This is a genomic window from Microbacterium xerophyticum, assembly GCF_053543555.1.
The window spans coordinates 43,797-63,843 of the sequence record NZ_JBLVOB010000001.1; the positions used below are offsets into that span (position 1 = coordinate 43,797).

At 66.6% G+C, this 20,047-nt stretch carries 17 protein-coding genes and 1 pseudogene; 7 read left to right on the plus strand and 11 right to left on the minus strand.

The window, feature by feature from the left end; translation table 11 throughout:
• The 3 genes and pseudogenes from ACNPNP_RS00250 to ACNPNP_RS00260 all read right to left on the minus strand — a co-directional run.
• A pseudogene (locus tag ACNPNP_RS00250) lies at positions 1-451 on the minus strand (hypothetical protein); the annotation flags it as partial.
• 70 nt (positions 452-521) lie between these two features.
• Positions 522-2,843, minus strand: a complete 2,322-nt coding sequence (locus tag ACNPNP_RS00255) for a sulfatase-like hydrolase/transferase (RefSeq protein WP_448964069.1) — start codon at positions 2,841-2,843, stop codon at positions 522-524.
• Positions 2,844-2,975: 132 nt separating this feature from the next.
• The gene (locus tag ACNPNP_RS00260) at positions 2,976-3,716 is read right to left on the minus strand and encodes a hypothetical protein (RefSeq protein WP_448964070.1); all 741 of its coding nucleotides are present in this window, start codon (positions 3,714-3,716) and stop codon (positions 2,976-2,978) included.
• A gap of 144 nt (positions 3,717-3,860) precedes the next feature.
• On the opposite strand from ACNPNP_RS00260, the gene ACNPNP_RS00265 reads away from it, so the two are divergent.
• Complete coding sequence (locus tag ACNPNP_RS00265; RefSeq protein WP_448964071.1) at positions 3,861-4,547, plus strand: phosphatase PAP2 family protein; 687 nt, start codon at positions 3,861-3,863, stop codon at positions 4,545-4,547.
• Positions 4,544-5,356, plus strand: a complete 813-nt coding sequence (locus tag ACNPNP_RS00270) for a DUF1206 domain-containing protein (protein ID WP_448964072.1) — start codon at positions 4,544-4,546, stop codon at positions 5,354-5,356. The genes ACNPNP_RS00265 and ACNPNP_RS00270 overlap by 4 nt, the downstream gene beginning before the upstream one ends.
• A gap of 6 nt (positions 5,357-5,362) precedes the next feature.
• Here ACNPNP_RS00270 and ACNPNP_RS00275 read toward each other — a convergent pair whose 3' ends face one another.
• Positions 5,363-5,692, minus strand: a complete 330-nt coding sequence (locus tag ACNPNP_RS00275) for a VOC family protein (protein WP_448964073.1) — start codon at positions 5,690-5,692, stop codon at positions 5,363-5,365.
• A 188-nt stretch (positions 5,693-5,880) separates the two neighbouring features.
• Here ACNPNP_RS00275 and ACNPNP_RS00280 point away from each other — a divergent pair, with 188 nt between their 5' ends.
• Positions 5,881-6,318, plus strand: a complete 438-nt coding sequence (locus ACNPNP_RS00280; RefSeq protein ID WP_448964074.1) for a carboxymuconolactone decarboxylase family protein — start codon at positions 5,881-5,883, stop codon at positions 6,316-6,318.
• A 25-nt stretch (positions 6,319-6,343) separates the two neighbouring features.
• On the opposite strand, the gene ACNPNP_RS00285 is transcribed toward ACNPNP_RS00280, so the two are convergent.
• On the minus strand, positions 6,344-6,985 hold the full coding sequence (locus tag ACNPNP_RS00285) for a TetR/AcrR family transcriptional regulator (RefSeq protein ID WP_448964075.1): 642 nt from the start codon (positions 6,983-6,985) through the stop codon (positions 6,344-6,346).
• 116 nt (positions 6,986-7,101) lie between these two features.
• Here ACNPNP_RS00285 and ACNPNP_RS00290 point away from each other — a divergent pair, with 116 nt between their 5' ends.
• Complete coding sequence (locus ACNPNP_RS00290; RefSeq protein ID WP_448964076.1) at positions 7,102-7,926, plus strand: sugar phosphate isomerase/epimerase family protein; 825 nt, start codon at positions 7,102-7,104, stop codon at positions 7,924-7,926.
• A complete protein-coding gene (locus ACNPNP_RS00295; RefSeq protein ID WP_448964077.1) occupies positions 7,923-9,053 on the plus strand; it encodes a Gfo/Idh/MocA family protein in 1,131 nt (376 codons plus the stop codon). Before ACNPNP_RS00290 ends, ACNPNP_RS00295 begins: the two co-directional genes overlap by 4 nt.
• A gap of 136 nt (positions 9,054-9,189) precedes the next feature.
• Here ACNPNP_RS00295 and ACNPNP_RS00300 read toward each other — a convergent pair whose 3' ends face one another.
• The 3 genes from ACNPNP_RS00300 to ACNPNP_RS00310 are packed head-to-tail and all read right to left on the minus strand — an operon-like array spanning position 9,190 to position 13,700.
• Positions 9,190-10,104 (minus strand): alpha/beta hydrolase, encoded by a 915-nt coding sequence (locus tag ACNPNP_RS00300; RefSeq protein ID WP_448964078.1) that lies wholly within the window; start codon positions 10,102-10,104, stop codon positions 9,190-9,192.
• Complete coding sequence (locus tag ACNPNP_RS00305) at positions 10,104-12,368, minus strand: glycoside hydrolase family 3 C-terminal domain-containing protein (RefSeq protein ID WP_448964079.1); 2,265 nt, start codon at positions 12,366-12,368, stop codon at positions 10,104-10,106. The genes ACNPNP_RS00300 and ACNPNP_RS00305 overlap by 1 nt, the downstream gene beginning before the upstream one ends.
• A 48-nt stretch (positions 12,369-12,416) precedes the next feature.
• Complete coding sequence (locus ACNPNP_RS00310; RefSeq protein WP_448964080.1) at positions 12,417-13,700, minus strand: MFS transporter; 1,284 nt, start codon at positions 13,698-13,700, stop codon at positions 12,417-12,419.
• A 91-nt stretch (positions 13,701-13,791) separates the two neighbouring features.
• On the opposite strand from ACNPNP_RS00310, the gene ACNPNP_RS00315 reads away from it, so the two are divergent.
• The gene (locus tag ACNPNP_RS00315) at positions 13,792-14,394 is read left to right on the plus strand and encodes a TetR/AcrR family transcriptional regulator (protein ID WP_448964081.1); all 603 of its coding nucleotides are present in this window, start codon (positions 13,792-13,794) and stop codon (positions 14,392-14,394) included.
• Between the two features lie 6 nt (positions 14,395-14,400).
• Here ACNPNP_RS00315 and ACNPNP_RS00320 read toward each other — a convergent pair whose 3' ends face one another.
• Genes ACNPNP_RS00320 through ACNPNP_RS00330 form a run of 3 tightly spaced genes read right to left on the minus strand, consistent with a single transcriptional unit; the run spans position 14,401 to position 18,375 of the window.
• Positions 14,401-15,498 (minus strand): GDSL-type esterase/lipase family protein, encoded by a 1,098-nt coding sequence (locus ACNPNP_RS00320; protein ID WP_448964082.1) that lies wholly within the window; start codon positions 15,496-15,498, stop codon positions 14,401-14,403.
• Complete coding sequence (locus tag ACNPNP_RS00325; protein ID WP_448964083.1) at positions 15,495-17,726, minus strand: glycoside hydrolase family 3 C-terminal domain-containing protein; 2,232 nt, start codon at positions 17,724-17,726, stop codon at positions 15,495-15,497. Before ACNPNP_RS00325 ends, ACNPNP_RS00320 begins: the two co-directional genes overlap by 4 nt.
• 28 nt (positions 17,727-17,754) lie before the next feature.
• On the minus strand, positions 17,755-18,375 hold the full coding sequence (locus ACNPNP_RS00330; RefSeq protein ID WP_448964084.1) for a TetR/AcrR family transcriptional regulator: 621 nt from the start codon (positions 18,373-18,375) through the stop codon (positions 17,755-17,757).
• A 128-nt stretch (positions 18,376-18,503) separates the two neighbouring features.
• On the opposite strand from ACNPNP_RS00330, the gene ACNPNP_RS00335 reads away from it, so the two are divergent.
• On the plus strand, positions 18,504-20,030 hold the full coding sequence (locus ACNPNP_RS00335) for an ABC transporter substrate-binding protein (RefSeq protein ID WP_448964085.1): 1,527 nt from the start codon (positions 18,504-18,506) through the stop codon (positions 20,028-20,030).
• Positions 20,031-20,047: the final 17 nt, after the last annotated feature.

Here is a 20,047-nt window from a genome sequence, read left to right on the forward strand (position 1 = left end):
TCCCGAGCCCCCCCCGACGCCAATGCTCTCCCGCCCGCTGCGCGTCGTCCACGATGAGGGAGACCGGTTGATCGAAACCATCGAGCCAGTCGCAGATCGCCGCATACGCCCGTGCAGGATCCGGTGCTGTCCGCGGCAGAGTCAGGGGCAGTCCCGACCGCTCGGCGCCGGTGTGCAGCGCATCGATCACGCCTTGCGCGAGCGACGAAGGATCGGCGTCGGACGCGCTCAGCGCCAGCCACGAACGAAAGGGCCGGCTGGTGGCCCATTCAGCGACCGCCGTCGTCTTGCCATAGCCGCTCGGTGCACTCACCACGCTCAGGTGCCTGCCCGCTGCGGCAGTGTTCAGCGCATCCTGCACTCTGGCCCGGAGCACAGCCGCCGGCTGCCGCTCGGGCGGCCGGAACCTCACTGCCGGAACCGGACGTGCCAGGCGCTGGGGAGGAGCCATGACCTCAACCTAGCGATGCCAAGCACCGGACGACAAGGTTCTCCGGTCCGCGAGGACCCCCCCACGACGGCTATTCTTCGGAACCGCCCAGCTCGACGATGACCTTGTGAATGCTTCCGTTGTAACGGAAGGGCACGTCGTAGTCACGAACCGTAGGCGTACCGGAGTTCTCGCCGATATCGAGCGTCTCATCCGCGGAGAACCGCACCGGTACCGTCTCGTCGACTCGCGTTCGAGCGACCTCCTCGCCGTCAACGGTGAGGATCGCGTTCGCGCCGCTGCCCGGCGCTCCACCGTCGTACTCGAATTGAACAGCAAGCGTATGCTCACCCTCTGCGATCGTCGTGCTCGATTCAGCGGTGTACTTGTGCTCGGGGTAGTGCGAGCGCGCGTAGGAGAAGCGAAGACGCCCGTCGAGCAGGTACAGAGCGAGACCTCCGAACCAGCCGCCCTGTGTCAACAGCATTCCGTTGCCGCCGGATGCAGGGACCGTGGCGTGCGCAGTGATGCTGAAGGAGGTGTTCTTCAGGTTCGGTGCCATTCCCTCGGTGATTCGGCTGGTCCCCGGGTAGTACACGTAATTGGTCCGGCCGACGTTGTGCTGGGGTCGGTTCTCCGGCCGCAGACGCTCGATGTAACGGTCATCGAGTGGAAGGACCTGGTTCTTGCGCGCTTCCTCCAGGAACAGTTGACGGAGCTCATCAAGCTTCTCCGGATGCTCTGCCGCAAGATTTCGCGACTGAGTGAAGTCCTCTGTGAGGTTGTAGAGTTCCCATTCGTACTCCGCGAACGGGTCTCGGGTCGTGTCTCCCATACCCACCCAGGGCAGCCGCTTGGGCGCGGTGTTCGCGATCCAACCCTCGTGGTAGATGCCCTGGTTCGCTATCACTTCGAAATACTGCGTCGTGTGCTTCTCGGGGGCCGCGGGATCCTCGAACGTGGCCGTGAGGCTGGCACCGTTCAAGGGCAGTTGCTCGACGCCGTTGATGGTGTCGGGCATCGGGACCCCCGCTGCTTCGAGCACGGTCGGCACGATGTCTGTGATGTGGGTGAACTGAGATCGCAGTCCGCCGACGTCGGCGATCTGCTCAGGCCACGCCACAACCATCGACGTCCGCGATCCACCCAGATGGGAAGCGATCTTCTTGTCCCACTGGTACGGCGTGTTCATCGCGTGCGCCCAGCCGTGCGAGAAGTGATTCTGGAACCACATGCCGCCGAACTCCTCCATGTTCTCGACCATGTACTCTTCCCGGTCGACGACGCCGTTGACGAGCACTCCGATCTCGCTCGTGAAGCCATGGCCGGTGGGGTCTTCGGCGCTGGAGCCGTTGTCACCCTGGACGTAGATGATGAGGGTGTTCTCGAGTTCACCCATCTCCTCGATCGCGTCGACGACGCGCCCCACCTGGTGATCGCAATGCGAGAGGGCTGCCGCGTAGCATTCCATCTCTCGCGCGCACACCCGCTTCATGTCTTCGGATAGGTCGTCCCACCGGCGGTAGTGCTCCGGGGTGGGATTCAGAACGGAGTCCGCGGGGATGACGCCGAGTTCCTTCTGACGTTCGAAGGTGCGCTTGCGCTGTTCGTCCCAGCCATGGTCGAACTCGCCGGCGAACTTGTCGATCCACTCCTGCGGCGCGTGGTGCGGAGCGTGTGCCGTCCCGGGTGCGTAGTAGGCGAAGAAGGGCTTGTCCGGGCGGACGGACTTCTGTGTGCGGATCCACGACACAGCGTGGTCCGCCAGATCCTTGTCGAGGTGATAATCGTCATCGTCCAGATAGGGATCGACCGGGATCGTGTTCTCGAACACCGCAGGACGGAACTGGTGGGCATCCGCTCCGAGGAATCCGTAGAAGTACTCGAACCCCAGGCCCGTCGGCCACAGGGTGAAAGGTCCCGCCGGTGTCGTCAGCCAATCCGGGACGTTGTGGTTCTTGCCGAACCATGCGGTGCCGTACCCGTTGGCGGTCAGAATCTCTCCGATCGTCCCCACGCTCTGCGAGACGATGCTGTGGTAACCAGGGAACGGTGTCGAGAACTCCATGATGATGCCGGTGGAGGCCACATGATGGTTCCGCCCGGTGAGAAGCGCGGCACGTGACGGTGAGCACAGAGCTGTCGTGTGGAAGCGGTTATAGCGAAGCCCACGATCCGCGAGCTTCGCGTAGGTCGGAGTCGGGATCGGGCCTCCGAAGACGTCACTCGCGCCGAACCCGACGTCGTCCGTCATGACGATGAGGACGTTGGGTGCGCCGTCCGGCGCTTTGACCTCGCGCGGCCATTCGATGGGGTCGGAATCCTCGATGGAACGTCCGATATGTCCCACGGTCTGAAGCGCGCTGATGGGAAGCCGTGAGCGGTCGGGCCAATCCTGCGTCTGAGCGGTCATGGCCAATTCTCGACACAGCCTCTGAAGCCGCACAAGGATGTGCCGCTCGATTCAGGCGCCTGCTCACCCCTAGAGGGTGAGCACCGAGGCGCCAGGACATCGTGTCGACTCGATCTCGAACCGTGAGGTCGTTCAGCCGGCGGAAGCAGCGTCGGCGATCGTCGGATCGGCCGCCGCCTCAGAAGGATCGAACGCGGCGCCGCCGATCATGAATATCCCGCGCTGCGGCATCCAGAAGTCCCCGAGCCTGGTCTGCCGAGGCAACCGTTCGACGGTTCCGAGATCCTCACCACCGATCGATGCCTGCGACGACTCGACGACCCACATGCGTTGCAGTCTGGCCTTGAACAACTGCTCGTTCGGAGTCTTCCCCGTCATCCCGATCCGGCCGGCGCGAAGTGACGGGCCGGCGACGGCGCCGAGCGCGGAGAGGAATGCTTCGCTCTGCCACAGCCGTGCAGGCAGCGAGCCGGCGACGCGCGACATCATGCGCGTCATCGGTGTGGCGGCGAGCGTGACCGACCAGCGCAGATCGATCTCGTCGCCGATGGTCACGACGAAGGTGCGCTCGCCGGTCCAGTCGACATCGATCCTGTGCACGGAAGTGGACTCCAACGCGCGCCCGAAATAGCGAGGACAGGAGAATTCCGCGTCGACGGTCGTGTAGATCGTCCACGCCTCCGCAGGAGTGCGCACCCAGACCGACGTGTACCCCGGGCCGATCGACGTGACGGGGAACCGCCGAAGACCCAGCACGTGGCCGGAGCTGAAGGGCAGGCTCATGAGCGCGTAGCCGGTGAACCGTTCGGCGGTGCCGGGTGCGAGCTCGGAGCTGACCTCCGCCTGAGCGACCAGAGTTCGAACACTGTCCATAGTGTCCTCCAGACCACACGATACTCGCGTCCGCGACCGAACGGCAGGTCGATTCGTGCGCGGCCGGGAGCGGATCGCACCGCCGCGGGATAGTCTCATCCTTGCCACGCAATGACGTGATCTCTGGGGAGGGTGGGCATCGGCATGAGCACTGCGACGACCTCGAGCCCGCGCTCCCGCATCGCCGCTCTCGTGGTGGGAATCGTGGCCACGGTCGCCTTCGTCAGCATCAGGCTGATCGTCGCCGCATCCGATCACGAACCCCTGGCGATCGACATCTGGTGGCACGACCGGATGGTCACCGATCGCAGCGACGTGTGGGTCGCCGTCGCGTGGGTGCCGGCGGTCGTCGGCGGCACGCTCGGCATGATCCTCATCGGCGCAGTGCTGGTCGCGTTGTTCCTCTGGCGCCGGCGACGAGCGGATGCTGCCACGCTGGCGGCGGCGATGGTCGTGGTCGTCGCGATCGGGGCGACGATGGCCGCGATCATCGGCCGCACCCGCCCCGAGGACTCGCTCGCGGAGAGCGTGGCGACTTCGTTCCCATCCGGGCACACCGCGGTCGCGACGACGGTGTGCATCGTCCTCGGACTCCTGCTCCGGCGCTGGTGGGTGTGGATCATCGGCGCGGTATGGGTGCTCACGATGATGTGGAGTCGCACCTACCTGCACGCGCACTGGTTCAGCGATGTCGTGGCCGGGCTGCTCGAAGGCATCGCGGTGCCGACCTTCGTCTGGGTCGCATCCGAGGCCGTCCGCGATCGTCATGCCACCCGCCGTGCCGCGGCCTTATTCAGTGAACAACCGACCGAAAGTGTTCCGAACCCATGAATGCTCACGATTCAGCCGCGTCGGCCGCCAGGTCGGCCCAGGACTCCACCGTGTTCCGGCTTCTCGCGCGCATCGGCTACGTCCTGCTCGGCATCCTGCACATCCTGATCGGAGCGATCGCCGTCTCCATCGCCACGGGCGGCGGGGGAGGCGATGCCGATCAGGGAGGTGCGATGCAGCAGATCCAGCGATCGCCCGCAGGGGTCGTGCTGCTGTGGCTCATCGTCCTCGGACTGGTGGCCCTCGCGATCTGGCAGATCGCCGAAGCTGTCGTGGAGCGCGACCCTGATACGAAGAAGAAGTGGGGGTACCGGGTCAAGTTCATCGGCACAGCGCTCGCCTACATAGCCATCGCCTGGACCGCTCTCACCTACGCTCTCGGCGGGCAGTCGCAGTCATCCGAATCGTCCCAGTCGCTCAGTGCTCAGCTGTTGGCCGCGCCCGCGGGCGTCGCGGTTCTCGTGCTGCTCGGACTGGTCGTCACGGCGATCGGCGTCGCCTTCGTCGTGCGCGGCATCACTCGGGCCTTCAAGAAGAACCTCGACCTCCCCTCGGGGGCGGCGCGATCCGGAATCGTCACCTTCGGGGTCGTCGGATACGTCGCGAAGGGCATCGCAGTCGCGGTGGCCGGTGTGCTCTTCGTGGTCGCCGCGCTCACGCACGACCCCGAGGCCGCCGGGGGACTGGACTCCGCCCTGCGCACGCTGGCCGGACTTCCGTTCGGCGCCGTCATCCTGTGGACCGTGGGCGCCGGCCTCGTGCTCTACGGCCTGTTCTGCGTCGCACGTGCCCGCTACGCCCGGATGTGAGTCGGGTCAGGCGTCGGGCTGGTCGAACACGTAGAACGCGTTGCCGTCCGTGTCGGCGAACCCGGCCACCGAGCCGCCGGGGATCGCATAGCTGGGGATCGTGAGCGTCACGCCGTCGTGCTCCGAGATCCATGCGTCGAGGTCGTCGACCAGATACATGGGACCCGCGGGCTGGTCGGTCGTGGACAGCATCACCTTCGCGACGCGGCCCGGTAGCCAGAACGCCACCGTCTTCTCGCCGTCGCGCCACGCCTCCTCCCAGCCCAGCACGTCTCGGTAGAACGGCGCCGCGGCCGCAGGATCGGCGGTCGGTTCGTACAGGAACGTCAGTTTCACCACGGCCTCCGTGTCTTGGGTGTTCGCGTCCAGTGGGAATCTAGCCGGTGACCGCGTGCGTGGCTACCTGTTCGTTCCTCTCGGAGGGGCCTCACATGCATCCCCGCTGCGTCGTCGGATCATCAGAGACATGCATGACGCACGCGTGGAACACTGAGCTGCGCGCAATCAAGGGAGAAGGCAAGGACATGACGACAGTGAATCTCAGCAAGACGAACCAGGTCGCATACCGGCAGGTGCTCGAACTGGACGGGCAGGTGACGGAGGCGCTTGCGGATGCGGGCGTCGACGAGAAGCTCGTCGAGTTGGTGAAGGTGCGGGTCTCCCAATTGAACGGATGCGCGTACTGCCTGCGCCTGCACACGCGCGGTGCGCTGGAGAAGGGCGAGTCGACCGATCGGCTCGCAGTCGTCGCCGCATGGTGGGAGTCGCAGTACTTCTCCGCCACGGACCGGGCGGCACTCGGCCTCGCGGAAGAAGTGACGAAGATGTCCGTCCCTGAGCGTTCGGACTGGGACGACGGCTCGCTCACCCCCGAGCAGATCTCGGCGATCAGCTGGCTCGCGATCGTGACGGGCGTGTGGAATCGCGTCGCCGTGCGCAGTCACTACCCCGTGGCGCCCTGAACCTCGGCGCCGCATCGCGTCGGCGTCAGGGCCGCCGCGGACCCGGGCCGGGCTGTGGTTGCAACAGCGTCGCGATAGACCTCAGCGTGCCTTCGAGCTCGACGGACGGCTCGAGCAGCCACTGGATCTGAAGGCCATCGGATGCCGCGACGACGAGCGCCGCGAGATGCTCGGCCGGGACGTCGTCGCGGATGCTGCCATCCTCCTGCTGCGCCCGGAAGCTCGTCGTTAGCTCGCTGCGCACGCGCTCGAAGCGCGCCGAGAAGAATTCGCGGCTGACCTCGCTGCTGCTCTCGAGTGCCGCGGCGACCAGCGTGGAGTACAGCTGCACGAGCCCTGGCACCTCGACGTTCTTGACCGCGGCATCCGCCATCGAATCGACGCCGCGGACGGGCAGGGGGGCGCCCTCTGCGTGCCGCGCCGCATCGGCCGCGGCACGCTGCGCCTCGGCGTGCGCGTAGACCGCGACGAGCAGCTGCTCCCGCGAGTCGAAGTAGTGCAGAAGCGCGGCGTGCGAGACACCGATCGCCTCGGCGATGCGCCGCAGGGACGTGCCGTCGGCGCCTCGTTCGCGGAACACCTCGATCGCGCGATCCAGGATCTCCTGCCGTCGGGCGACGCCCTTGGCATGCGCTCCGCGGCGTCCGATCACCGGCTCTGACTCCATACGAGACAACATATCCGAGAGTCGCCGACAATTAACCTCCATGTGGAGGTTTTGTGATAATCTCGTCGCATCCGCGCCTCGCGCACCCCTCCACAACGACGTACGAAGGAAGAATCATGGCTCTGCCCCTCGCCTCAGTGCAGCTGTACTCGCTCGCGAGCGAGTTCTCGGCCGACATGCACGGCTCACTCGAACGGCTCGCCGCGATCGGGTTCACGACGGTGGAGGCGTTCGACTTCGTCGGCCGTCCGGCCGAGATCCGCTCGGCGTTCGACGCGACGGGCATCGCGGCCTCGACCGGCCACGCGCCGCTGCTGTCGGATGAGCTCTGGACGCCGGACGGTGCGATCCCCACGCCCAAGCCCGAGATCGTCTTCGAGGCGGCGGCCGCCATCGGCATGACGACCGTCTTCGACCCGTTCGTCGCGCCGGATCGCTGGCTCACGGAAGACGGCGTCGCCGACATCGCGGAGCGCCTCAACCGGGCCGCAGACGTCGCGGCGACCTTCGGGCTGTCGGTCGGTTACCACAACCATGCTCAGGAGTTCGTGGCGTCGTTCGGCGACCAGAGCGCGTACGAGCGCTTCATCGAGCTCACCGACGAGCGCGTGCAGATCGAGCTCGACCTGTTCTGGGCGCAGACCGGCGGGCAGGACGTCACGGCTCTGACGGCACGCCTCGCAGGCCGCTTGACCGCCGTGCACGTGAAGGACGGCATCATCCCCGTTGTGAACCCCTGGGGCCCCGACGGGGCGAAGTTCTCGTCGGACAGCCTCGACCAGCGGCATCCGGGAACGGGCGATGTTCCGCTCGCAGAGGCGCTGCGCGCCAACGACAACATCGCGTACGCCGTGATCGAGTACGACCACGCGCCGGGTGACGTCTTCGACGACATCGCGGCCGGGTTCACCTTCCTGAAGGACGGCGGGTTCGTCGCATGAGCGCGCCGCTGGGCGTCGGCATCATCGGCACGGGTGTCATCAGCCAGACCTACCTCGAGAACCTCACCTCGTTCCCCGACGTGCGCGTCGTCGCCGTCGGCGACCTGATCCCCGACCGCGCCCGCGCGAAGGCCGAAGAGCACGGTGTGCCGGTGTGGGGTGACGCGGATGCTGTGCTGTCGCACCCCGACGTCGACCTCGTCGTGAACCTCACCATCCCCGCCACGCACATCGAGATCTCCTCTCGCGCCGTCGCCGCGGGCAAGCACGTGTGGACCGAGAAGCCGATCGGAATGGACCGCGAGAGCACGCTGGCGCTGCTTCGTGAAGCGGATGCCGCGGGCGTGCGCATCGGGTCGGCACCGGACACGATCCTCGGACCGGGCTTCCAGACCGCCAAGCGCGCGATCGCCGAGGGCATCATCGGCACCCCGCAGTTCGTGCACACCGCGTTCCAGACGCAGGGCCCCGACCTGTGGCATCCGGAACCTGCTTTCCTGTTCGCCGCCGGCGCCGGCCCGTTGCTCGACATGGGGCCGTACTACTTCTCGGCACTGGTCAGCCTGCTCGGACCGATCGCCGGTGTCGCGGCGCGCGGATCGCGCTGGCGCACCGAGCGGCAGATCCACACCGGGCCGCGTGCGGGGGAGAGCTTCTCCGTCGAGGTGCCCTCGACCGTGCAGGTGCTCTCGACCTTTGAAGGCGGCCAGCAGGGCACGCACCTGCTGAGCTTCGACTCGGCGCTCGAGCGGCACGGCGTCATCGAGATCCACGGCAGCGAGGGCACGCTGGTGATGCCCGACCCGAACACGTTCTCGGGCCGCACCGCCTACGTCAAGCCGCTCGGCGTGCTGCGCGACGGCATGTCGACGACGCAGGAGTGGATCGACATCGAGGAGCAGGGCACGGTCGTCGGCCGAGGTCTCGGCGTGCTCGACATGGCGCGCGCCATCGCGGCGGATCGCCCGCACATCGCCACCGGTGAGCTCGGCTACCACGTGCTCGACGTGCTGCTGTCGGCGCAGGATTCGGCGGCGTCTGGCCAGTACCTCGAGATCGAGAGCACGGTCGGCGAGGTTCCGGTGATGCCGGCCGACTTCGATCCGTTCGCGGCGACGCTCGGCTAGGCGCTCGGCGCCCCTCTGCGGGCGTTGAAAGGAGGAAAGTGTCGGTCAGGCACTTTCCTTCTTTCATGCGGCGTCGGTCGTGTGTGGAGACCCGCGAGCCCGCGTGTCAACGGGGTGGATCCGGAGAGCTGGACGATCAGATCGCCGCCGCGAGCCAGTCGCGCGAGCGGCCGAGCAGGCGGCGGGAGACCACTGCATCCGGCGCCCAGCCCTCGAAACTGTGAGGGCCGCCCGGCGTGACGTCGAGCGTCACCTCGACTCCGGCAGACTCCAGACGGCGCGCGTAGGCGACGTCCTCATCGAGGAAGAGATCGAGGTCGCCGACACTGATCCACGTCGGCGGGAGTCCGCTCAGATCCTCTCGTCGTGCCGGCGCCGCGTACTCGCTCACGCCTTCGCTGCCCGGTTCGACGCCCAGGTAGGCCGCCCACCCGTATCGGTTCGAGCGGTTGTCCCACACCCAGTGCTCGACAGGATCGAGCTCGCGTCGCGTCGCCGTGCGGTCGTCGAGCATGGGGGCGAACAGCCATTGCGCGACCGGTTGCACGCCCCCTCGATCGTGCAACCGCAGCGCGAGCGATGCGGCGAGTGCCCCGCCGGCGCTGCCGCCTCCGATCGCGATCCGATGCGGATCGATTCCGAGATGGCGGGCATGGTCGAGCATCCAGTCCCACGTCGCGAGGACGTCCTCGTGCGCAGCAGGATATGGATGCTCCGGTGCGAGCCGATACTCAGCGGAGATCACGGTGATCCCGAGCTCGCGCGCCGTCTCACCGCAGAAGCGATCGTCCATGACGGCGCTGCCCAGGATGAGTCCGCCGCCGTGGATCCACAGCAGCGCCGCATCCGAGGTCTGCTCGACGGGCCGATACACGCGTGCGCGCAGAGAACCCGCGTGCATCTTCGTCATGGATACGCCGGTCGTCGCGGCCCCCGGCAGGAAACGGACGCCGATGCGCACCAGCATCCGGCCCCACCGCGTGTGGCTGGGCAACTCGATCTGTCCGCGCCGCGCAATCCGCACCTCGGGGTCGACGCGCTCGAGATCCATCAGCGCGCGGAACGCCCGGCATTCGCCGCGGCGAGCAACCCGTCGATCATCTCCGTCGTGATCGGCATGCCGCCATACCCCGGGAGTCGACCGACGGGGAACGACGCCATCAGCTTCATCATGACCTCGTCCTGCAGCACGCTCTCGATTCCCGGCATCTGCGGCGACATCGAGACCACCACCTGCTGGATGAGCTGCGCGGCGATCGGATCGGCGAGTACTTCTTCGAGAGACGATTCGCGGCTCAGCGGCGGACGGGGCGCATCGGGCTCGATCGCGAGCGTCGCGGTCGATCGGATGTCGCGACTCGATGCCGCGACCTCGAACACGTGCACGCCACCCTCGACGAACCAGCTGTCGGATGCGACATCCCAGTGCGCGAGATCCGCGCGGGGGATCACCAGCTCGACTTCTGCCGACTGACCCGCCGCGAGTTCGATCGAGCGGAACGCCTTCAGCTCTCTCGGTGCTCGCACGACTCGGGAGCCCGGCACGGAGACGTACACCTGCACGACTTCGCGTCCGGTCCGGTCGCCGTCGTTGCGGATCGGAAGGCTGATCACGACGTCGCCGTCGCGCTCCACCGCCTGCGCGTCGTCGTAACGGAACGACGTGTACGACAGTCCGTGCCCGAACGGGAACGCCACGTCGACGCGCTTCGCGTCGTACCAGCGGTAGCCGACCAGCAGACCCTCGCCGTAGAGGACATGGCCGTTCTCTCCGGGGAAGTTGCCGAACGATGCGGTGTCCTCCAGGCGCAGCGGGATCGTCTCTGCCAGCCTGCCGGACGGGTTCGTGACGCCGAACAGCACATCGGCCGTCGCGCCGCCACCGGCCTGGCCGAGCAGTGCGCCGTCGAGGATGGCCGGGACCCGATCGGCGAACGGAAGCGCGACGACCCCGCCGTGCGACAGCACGACCACGGTGCGCGGGTTCGCCGCCAGGACGGCGTCGAGCACGTCGAGCTGAGCGGCTGGAAGGTCTATGTGCTCCCGGTCGAAGCCTTCCGATTCCGCAGAGTCGGGAAGTCCGAGGAACACCACCGCGACATCGGAGGATGCCGCGGTCAGCGCCGCACTCTCTCGCAGCTCGTCATCGTCGTCGCCCTCGCCGGTGCTGTCGATGCGGAAACCGGGGGCATATGCCACATCGGAGGAAAGAACGCGTATCTCGTCCAGCGCATTGTCGAGGCGTGTGGGGTGGATGAGGGACGAACCCGCACCTTGATACCGCGGCTTCTCAGCGAACTCGCCGATCACGGCGATTCGGGCACCCGCCGAGAGCGGCAGGAGAGACTCGTCGTTCTTGAGCAGCACGAGGCAGCGCGCGGCCACCTCGCGCGCCAGCCGGTGATGCTCGTCCACATCGAGTAGCCCCGTCGCCTTCGGGCGCCGACTCGACTTCCGGACCAGTTCGAGCACGCGATCCACCGAGGTATCGAGCACCTCGACATCGAGAGCATCCGTTTCGACGGCAGCGACGATCTGCGCATCTGTGCGTCCGTCGCTGCCGGGCATCTCGAGATCGAGGCCCGCTTCGAGCCCTGCGACGCGGTCATCGACGGCTCCCCAGTCGGACACGACGAGACCATCGAAACCCCAGTCGTCTCTGAGGACTTCCGTGAGCAGCCAGCGGTTCTCCGATGCGTAGACGCCGTTGATGCGGTTGTACGAGCACATCACGGTCCACGGCTGCGCCTGCTTCACGACGCGCTCGAATCCGCGCAGGTAGATCTCCCGCAGCGGACGGGTGGCGATGTCCGCCGACACCCGCATTCGATCGGTCTCCTGGTTGTTGGCGGCGAAATGCTTGAGCGAGGAGCCGATCCCCTGGGACTGGATGCCCGCGACCATCGCGGCGCCCAGCGCACCCGAGACGAGGGGATCCTCGGAGAAGTACTCGAAGTTGCGGCCGCACAGCGGCGATCGCTTGATGTTGATCCCCGGGCCGAGCAGTACGGCGACATCCTCGATAGACGCCTCCGTTCCGAGCGCGACGCCGACGCGCTCGACCAGGTCGACATCGAAGCTGGCGGCGAGAGCCACCGCGGGTGGGAAGCAGGTCGCCGGGATGCTGTCGCCGAGTCCGAGGTGATCGCCGCCGACCTGTTGCTTGCGCACGCCATGCGGTCCGTCGGTCATCATCACGGAGGGGATACCGATGCGGTCGATCGGCTTGGTGCGCCACACGTCCGCGCCACTCGTGAGCGCGGCCTTCTCGGTCAGCGTGAGGTCAGAGGAGGAGACGGGAATGGACGGAGTCATGAGCAGTCCTTCGATCGGGGGATACGGGGTGCGGTCGAACGCACGGATTCAGCGCACGGAGCGGATGGGAAGGACGGCAAGGGCGCCGAGCACGCACAGGGCGATCGCCGTCGGGAACAGCCAGACGTAGCCGACCGTGAGGACTATGGCGCCGGCGACTGCCGGCGCGAGGCTCTGCGGCAGCGTGATCGCCATGTTCACGATGCCGAGGTCTTTGCCGAACGAACTCGCGCTGGGCAGCACTTCGCTCATCAGTACGGAGTCGACCGATTGGAAGACGCCGTACGCCAGCCCGCCGATCGCGAAGGTGATGATCATTCCGGTGGCTGTCGGAAGGAGGATCGGGGTGAGCATGGCTGCCGCGAACAGCAGCCCGGAGGCGACGATGAAGATCTTCCGTCGCCGGAACCTGTCGGACAGCGGGCCGCTGAGTGTCGTGGCGATCACCGCGCCCGGTGCGCTGGCGAGAGCGAGCAGCGGAACGGTGGCGGTGGCCTCGGCTGTGCCGAGTCGGATGTAGTCGGCGAGCACGTAGAGCAGGTAGCCGCCGGCGACGATGTAGTACGCGAGATTGAGGAGGAATCGTCCGGTGAACGCCCAGAAGAAGTCCGGGTGCCGGCGCGGGTTCACCCAGAACGTCGTCACGAACGTGCGGAGTGAGAACGGTTCACGTTCGAGCGTCTCACTCGAACGGTCGCGGTTCACGGCGTTGAACAGGACGAACATCACCACTCCGAGAGCCGCGAGGATGAGGTACGCCAACGGAATGGCTCCGCTCATCGTCGCGCCGAAGAACTGACCGCCCAGCAGCCCGATGAGTGTACCGAGGCCGCTGAGAGCCGAGAAGCTGCCTCGCGCCAGCCGGGGGATGCGGTCGGGCATGATCGCGCCGAGCGGCGACTGCGCGAAGTTGTACGCGATCGAGACGGCGATCCAGGCCAGGATCACGCCGACAAGGGTGGTCTGGAAGCCGAGGACGATGAGCAGGATGCCGCCGAGCACGGCGCCGATGATCATCCATGGCGCGCGACGGCCGAAGCGCGAGCGCGTGCGGTCGGAGATGAGACCGGCGACGGGTTGCGCGAGCATCGAGAAGACGGCGCCGAGGGTGGTGACGACTGCGAGGTTGGCGACCTTGTTCGCCGGGTCGAGTTGCTCGACCTGCAGCGCGAGCAGGATGCCGGGAACCGCGCCCCACACGGCGAAGATCGCCATGTAGGTCGGGGCCAGCCACACCAGCAGCCGGAGCAGGGGGCCGCGCAGTTTCACCGGACCCTGGTAGGTGCCGTCCAGCAGGTGGGGGACCGTCTCCGCGGGCGTCGTCGTCGACATTGGCGTCCTTCTCTCATGGTCGCGCAGTGCGGCGACGAAAACAGTCTGCCAGTCTGTTTTGGTTTTCGCAATCCTCCTGTTTACTCGAAGCATGGCCAAAAGAGGTTCCTACGCGAAAAGTGAGGCACGACGTGATGAGATCGTGCGCAAGGCGCTAGAGGTGATCGATGCGGAGGGGTATGCCGCGGCATCCGTCACTCGCATCGCCGAGGCGGCGGGAATCAGCAAGACCGGAGTGCTCCACCATTTCGGAACCAAGGAGAATCTGTTCACCGAAGTGCTGCGGCTGAGGGACGATCTCGACGATCCGGAGTTCCGGCATCCGGATGCCACCCTCTCCGAGATGGAAACCGCCTATCTGCAGATCGTCGAGCGCAACTCGCGGATCCCGGGCATGGTGGAACTGTTCACCCGCCTGTCGATCGAGGCCGCCGACCCGGCCCACCCCGCGCACGACTTCTTCCTGCGTCGTGAGGCGGACATCGGCGGGCGCGTCGCCGAGACCGTCGCGCGCTCGCTCGGCGAGAGGCACAAGGGTGCGGTCGATCCCGACATGGTCGCCTTGATCCTGCTCGCCGCGACGGACGGGCTGCAGGCGCGTTGGCTGCGGGATCCGGACGTGGACATGACCGGTGCGCTGGAGACGTTGTTCCGGATCTTCGACGCGGCGCTCGAGGCTCCATCGGGGGAGTGAGTCCGGTCAGACCTCGTCGTGTCGCATCTTCGAGACGAACCGTTCCGCGATGAGGTCGAGACCCTCCTGATCCGGGTGCAGCCGGTCGTACAGCAGATGCGCATCGTTCTCGCCGAAGAGCGTGCGTCCGTCGAGCAATGTCAGATTCTGATCTTCGCGGATATCGGCGACCTCCGTGAGGATCTCGCGAGTGCGCCGCAAGGTGAGCGCGCCGGCATCCTTCTCCATGTCTCGACGAGCAGCGCGTGCACCTCCGTCATCGCCGGCCACCACCGGGCCGGGCGCGTCCTCATGGATCGGGCACGCGATGGCGGAGATCAGCACGATCGGTGTGTCCGGCTGTCCTTCGCGGATGGTGTCGAGGAACGCATGCAGGGCAGGACGGAACGCACGTTCGCGCATACTGTCGGCGTTGATCAGGTTGATGCCCACCTTCAGGCTGATCAGATCCGCCGGAGTGTCGCGGATCAGCCGCGCGGCGAACCCGTCCAACTGAGCGTTGCCGGCGAGCGACAGATTGTGCAGCTGCCAACCGAGTCGGACGGCTGCTGCGACCGGCCAGGTGCGCACGGCCGACACGGCATTCAGCCCTTGACTGATCGAGCTGCCGTAGTGGGTCCATCGCGGGCCTGAGCCGGCCACGGCGGTGATCGGCTCATCCGCGTCCAGAGTGATCAGCTCGACGCGTACATCGTGCGGCAGGAAGACTTCGACGACGCCCGCACCGGCGATGGGCAGCTCGATGGACTGAGGTGCCTGCCGACGGATGTCGACGACCTGCTGGGCATCGTCCACGACAACGATCGTCGGGGCGGGCCCGGCGACGGCCGTGTCGACGCCTGCGCGCCGGCCGACAACGGAGGGCCGCGCCGGATCGACTCCCGGTGCGGAGACGGTCGTCGCGGTCATCACCAGCCGGGCGGCGGTCGCGGTCGTGTCGAAACGCAGCACGACTCCGGTCGGACACGATGCGACGAACCGGAACATCGGATCGTCGACCTGAGCGCGCGCCCAAGCGGGAATCCGCTGTGGCACGACTCCGCCGCTCTCGCCGGGTTCGAGAGCCGCGCATCCATGGACCAGGGCAGCCCAGTCGGTGATCACGCGTCTCCGCCGGATTGTGCGACGACGCCGCGCACCAGTTCCTCGGTGATTCCGAGCCCCCAGGTCGCGAGCTTGATGACGGGTGTCGACAGGACCATCGCTGCGAGTTCAGGGGCGGAGTCGGCGATCTCGGCAGGGATCCCGGCGCGCATGCGTGCGACGATATCCGCACCGAGCGGATGTGCCGCCCACTCCTCGAGGGTCGAGTCCAGACGCAACGGCAGCACCACTCGATCGCCGGCGCTGTGCACATCGGCGGAGACGCGGATGTCGCGGGACGATGCACCGATCTCGATCCGATAGTCGCCCGGTTCGATCTGCCAGCGCTGCTCTCTCGCATTCCAATGGGAGAGGTCGCGGGCGGTCACCTCGAAAGCGATGTTCGAGCGCTCTCCCGGCGACAGGCGCACTTTCCGGAAGTCGCGCAACTCATGCGACGGGCGCGCTACGCCGCTGGCCTGTGCGGCGACATACAGCTGAACGACCTCCGAGCCGACGCGATCACCTGCGTTGTGCACACCGATGCGCACGTCCCAGGTGTTCTCTCCGGTAGCGGTCACTTCCATCGATTCGTAGGCGAACGTCGTGTACGACAGTCCGTGCCCGAAGGGGTACGCGACCTCGGTGCCGCGCGTGTCGTAGCCCCGGTAGCCGACGAAGACGTCCTCGCCGTAGATCGCCTCGCCGTCCAGGCCAGGGAAGTTCAAGTGGCTCGGAGTGTCCTCCAGGCGATGAGGAATGGTCTCGGTGAGGCGACCGCTCGGATTGGTGTCGCCCAGAAGCACCTCGGCGATCGCACGGCCGCCCTCCTGGCCGAGCAGCCAACCCTCGACGATCGCGCCGACGCCGTCGCGCCACGACGAGAGTTCGACCGTCGAGCCGTTGGACAGCACGATCACCAGGGGGGCGCTGACGCTCTTGAGTCGAGCGAGCAGTTCCAACTGATCGCTCGGCAGCGCGAGTGTGGTGCGATCGAATCCTTCCGACTCTGCGCGATCGGAGAGCCCGAGGAACAGCACGACCACGTCGGCATCGGACGCAGCCGTCACCGCCTCCTCCGCCAGCGCGGCGTCGGAATCGCCGTGCAACGTGAATCCGGGAGCGAACGAGACCGTCGAGCCCGACAGCTCACGAAGCGCATCCAGCGCGCTGACAGTACGAGTCGGCACCACCCTCGATGATCCTCCGCCCTGAAAACGGGGCGTGCGGGCGAATTCGCCGACCACGAGAACTCGTTGATCGTGTGCGAGAGGAAGGACGCCGTCGTTCTCGAGCAGCGTCACTGCCTCGCGCGCGGCATCCAGAGCCACGGACTCGGCCGCCGGGATGTCTCGTTCCATGGCAGGCAGACCCGTGGTGCGTGCTGCGAGAGTTCGCAGCCGCGAGATCGCGACATCGAGCACACGCTCGTCGAGGTCGCCGTCGAGAACGGCCTGGACGATGCGAGGTGTGTTGCCGCTCGGCGGCATCTCCAGGTCGAGACCGGCGGCGACCGCACTGACGTGGTCATATACCGCGCCCCAATCCGAGACGACGAGTCCGTCGAATCCCCATTCGTCGCGCAGGATCTCCGTGAGCAGTCGACGGCTCTCGCTGGCGAACTCGCCGTTGACCCGGTTGTACGCCGACATCAGCGCCCACGGGCCGGCCTCGCGCACGACATGCTCGAAGGCAGCCAGATAGATCTCGCGCAGGGCACGGTCGCCCACCGTCGCGCTGACCCGCATGCGGTCGTTCTCCTGGTTGTTGACGGCGAAGTGCTTAGGGGTGGCGGCGACGTGCATCGACTGGATGCCGCGGACCATCGCTGCGGCGAGAGAGCCGGTGACGTGCGGGTCCTCGGAGAAGTACTCGAAGTTGCGGCCACCCAGGGGGGACCGCTTGATGTTCATCCCCGGGCCGAGCACGACCTGCACGTCGAGTGCTCGCGCTTCGCGGCCGATCTCGCGGCCGACTCGTTCGACCAGATCCGGGTTCCACGTCGCAGCGAGCCCGACGGCAGGCGGGAAGCAGACGGCGGGAACGCTCGAGCCGATGCCGAGGTTGTCGCCTCCGGTCATCTGGCGACGAAGGCCGTGGGGGCCGTCGCTCAGGGTGAGTGCGGGCACGAAGTCTTCGATGCCGCGCGAAGACCACGTCGACGCGCCCGCTACGAGCGATGCCTTCTGGTCGAGGTCGAGGTCGAGATCGAGCACATGGTCGTGCGCGGGCTGGGGGAGATCAGACACGGGATTCCTTCATCTTCGGGGCGAGCGGTCAGATCCCGCTGGCGTCTGGTACGCGGATGCCGAGCCCGAGCAGGTGCGTACGCACACGGGCGGGCATGTCGAGCGAGTCGCCGAACAGGAGCCACTGGATCTGCAGACCGTCCATCAGGGCGATCAAGCTTTCGGCTGCCTCGCGCGGGGCGATGTCGAAGCTCGGGGGAGTGACGTCGAAGTGCTCGGCGAACGAGCTCTCGAGCGCATCGAGGATGCGAGAGTAGCGGCGCGTGAAGTACGCACGGGCCGGATGCTCGTCGTCCGTTGCCTCGGCGGAGAGTTTGACGTACAGCCGTACCCGATCCGGGTGCGCGACGTTGGTCTCGACGACGTCGACCACCCAGGCGAACAGCCGATCGATGCCGAAGTCGGAGAACTTCTTCGCGTTCTCCTCATCGTGCTGCTCTCGGTATTCGAGGATCTGCACCAGCATGTCGTCCTTGCTGGGGAAGTGGTGCATGAGGCCCACGTGCGTGATCTCGGCGCGCGCCGCGATGTCGCGGACGGATGTCGTCGTGAACCCCTGCTCGCTGAACAGCTCGAGGGCAGCCTGAAGGATGCGCTGCTTCGTTCGCTCGCCCTTCGTGGCCTTGCGGGCGGGTTCGGCGTCAGTCATTGAACTTCCTCATCGTCGGCGTTCTGAGAAACTTACCACGTGGTAGAAAAAACGTGATACATTCCTGGCAGCCGTCGGGAATGCACCCCTGCAGCCACAATCACATACGCATACAACGGAGTCTGTCCATGAACAAGAGAATCCTCGGCCCACTCGCCGCGGGCGCAGCGCTCGCGCTGGTGATGACCGGTTGTGCCGGCTCGGCTGTGCCGGCGTCGACCCACGACGACACGCTCAAGCTCGGCACGATGTCCCTGCCCAACAGCCTCGATCCGGTCGACGCGATCGGCGGTGCGATGCCGTTCTTCCAGGCGGTCTACGACACGTTGATCCTGCGAGCGCCGGATGGCACGTTCGAGCCGATGCTGGCGACGGAGTGGTCCTACGACGAGTCGCAGACCGTGCTGAGCCTGACGCTGCGCGACGATGTCGCATTCGATGACGGCACGCCGTTCGACGCCGCGGCGGCGAAGGCGAACCTCGATCGCTTCCGGGACAGCGGCGGACCGAACGCCGCCTATCTCACCGGTGCCGAGATCGCCGTGATCGACGACACCCACATCACGATCACGCTGCCGCAGGCAGATCCAGGCCTGATCTTCTACCTCACGGACTCTGCCGGCCTCATGGCGAATCCGACGAAGTTCGCCGAGGAGGACGCACTGGTCACCACGCCCGATGGCACTGGCGCCTATGTCCTCGACACCGACGAGACCGCCATCGGCACGACGTGGGCTTACGATCGCCGCGACGACTACTGGGGGGAGGAGCCGGACTTCTCGACGCTCACCATCTCGGTCTTCGACAACGAGAACGCGATCGTCAACGGACTCAAGACAGGGCAGCTGGACAGCGCTCTGGTGCAGAACACCGACCAACAGCTGGCGGCGGAGCAGGACACCAACCTCACGATGCAGGACGTCATGTTCGACTTCCAGGGTGTGCTGCTGTTCGATCGCGACGGTGTCGTGACCCCCGCGCTCGCAGACCCGAAGGTTCGTCAAGCCCTGAACTACGCCGTCGATCGCGAGACGCTGCTCTCCGTCGTCCGCGAAGGACGCGGCGAAGTGACCAGCCAGGTCTGGGGCACCGACACGCAGGGCTACGACGAGGCCCTCGACGAGTACTACGACCATGACCCCGAGAAGGCGAAGGAACTGCTCGCAGAGGCGGGATACGCGGACGGGTTCGAGCTCACACTGCCGCGTCTGACGACGATCGTCACCGATAACATCGCCAGCTCGCTCCAGGCCGATATGGAGGCGATCGGCGTCACCCTCACATGGGCCGACGTCGACTCGGCGACCGCGTTGCAGCAGATCTTCGTCAACCGAGAGTTCTCGGCGATGGTGATGAACATGGGGCAGTCCTCGAGCGACTGGGTCACGCAGTCGACTCTGCTGGCACCAGGCACCTTCAACTTCTTCGGAACCAGCGACGAGAAGATTCAGCAGCTCGCCGGCGAGGTGCGCTCGCTGCCGGCGGAGGAGAGTGCGGAGCTCTACCGGGAGCTCAATCAGCACGTCGTCGAGGAAGCCTGGTTCCTTCCGTTCTACCGGATGACGTACAAGCTGGTCACGGTCCCCGGAATCGAAGCAGTGCCTCAGGCCGGCTCCGCGGAGACGTCGATCTACAACTACTCCCTGGCCGACTGATACCCGCGGTGGGGGCC

Bases quoted from the DNA above. Each gene is read 5' to 3' on its own strand.
- ACNPNP_RS00255 (WP_448964069.1), bottom strand. From the start codon at position 2,843: ATGACCGCTCAGACGCAGGATTGGCCCGACCGCTCACGGCTTCCCATC.
- ACNPNP_RS00260 (WP_448964070.1), bottom strand. From the start codon at position 3,716: ATGGACAGTGTTCGAACTCTGGTCGCTCAGGCGGAGGTCAGCTCCGAG.
- ACNPNP_RS00265 (WP_448964071.1), top strand. From the start codon at position 3,861: ATGAGCACTGCGACGACCTCGAGCCCGCGCTCCCGCATCGCCGCTCTC.
- ACNPNP_RS00270 (WP_448964072.1), top strand. From the start codon at position 4,544: ATGAATGCTCACGATTCAGCCGCGTCGGCCGCCAGGTCGGCCCAGGAC.
- ACNPNP_RS00280 (WP_448964074.1), top strand. From the start codon at position 5,881: ATGACGACAGTGAATCTCAGCAAGACGAACCAGGTCGCATACCGGCAG.
- ACNPNP_RS00285 (WP_448964075.1), bottom strand. From the start codon at position 6,985: ATGGAGTCAGAGCCGGTGATCGGACGCCGCGGAGCGCATGCCAAGGGC.
- ACNPNP_RS00290 (WP_448964076.1), top strand. From the start codon at position 7,102: ATGGCTCTGCCCCTCGCCTCAGTGCAGCTGTACTCGCTCGCGAGCGAG.
- ACNPNP_RS00295 (WP_448964077.1), top strand. From the start codon at position 7,923: ATGAGCGCGCCGCTGGGCGTCGGCATCATCGGCACGGGTGTCATCAGC.
- ACNPNP_RS00300 (WP_448964078.1), bottom strand. From the start codon at position 10,104: ATGGATCTCGAGCGCGTCGACCCCGAGGTGCGGATTGCGCGGCGCGGA.
- ACNPNP_RS00305 (WP_448964079.1), bottom strand. From the start codon at position 12,368: ATGACTCCGTCCATTCCCGTCTCCTCCTCTGACCTCACGCTGACCGAG.
- ACNPNP_RS00310 (WP_448964080.1), bottom strand. From the start codon at position 13,700: ATGTCGACGACGACGCCCGCGGAGACGGTCCCCCACCTGCTGGACGGC.
- ACNPNP_RS00315 (WP_448964081.1), top strand. From the start codon at position 13,792: ATGGCCAAAAGAGGTTCCTACGCGAAAAGTGAGGCACGACGTGATGAG.
- ACNPNP_RS00330 (WP_448964084.1), bottom strand. From the start codon at position 18,375: ATGACTGACGCCGAACCCGCCCGCAAGGCCACGAAGGGCGAGCGAACG.
- ACNPNP_RS00335 (WP_448964085.1), top strand. From the start codon at position 18,504: ATGAACAAGAGAATCCTCGGCCCACTCGCCGCGGGCGCAGCGCTCGCG.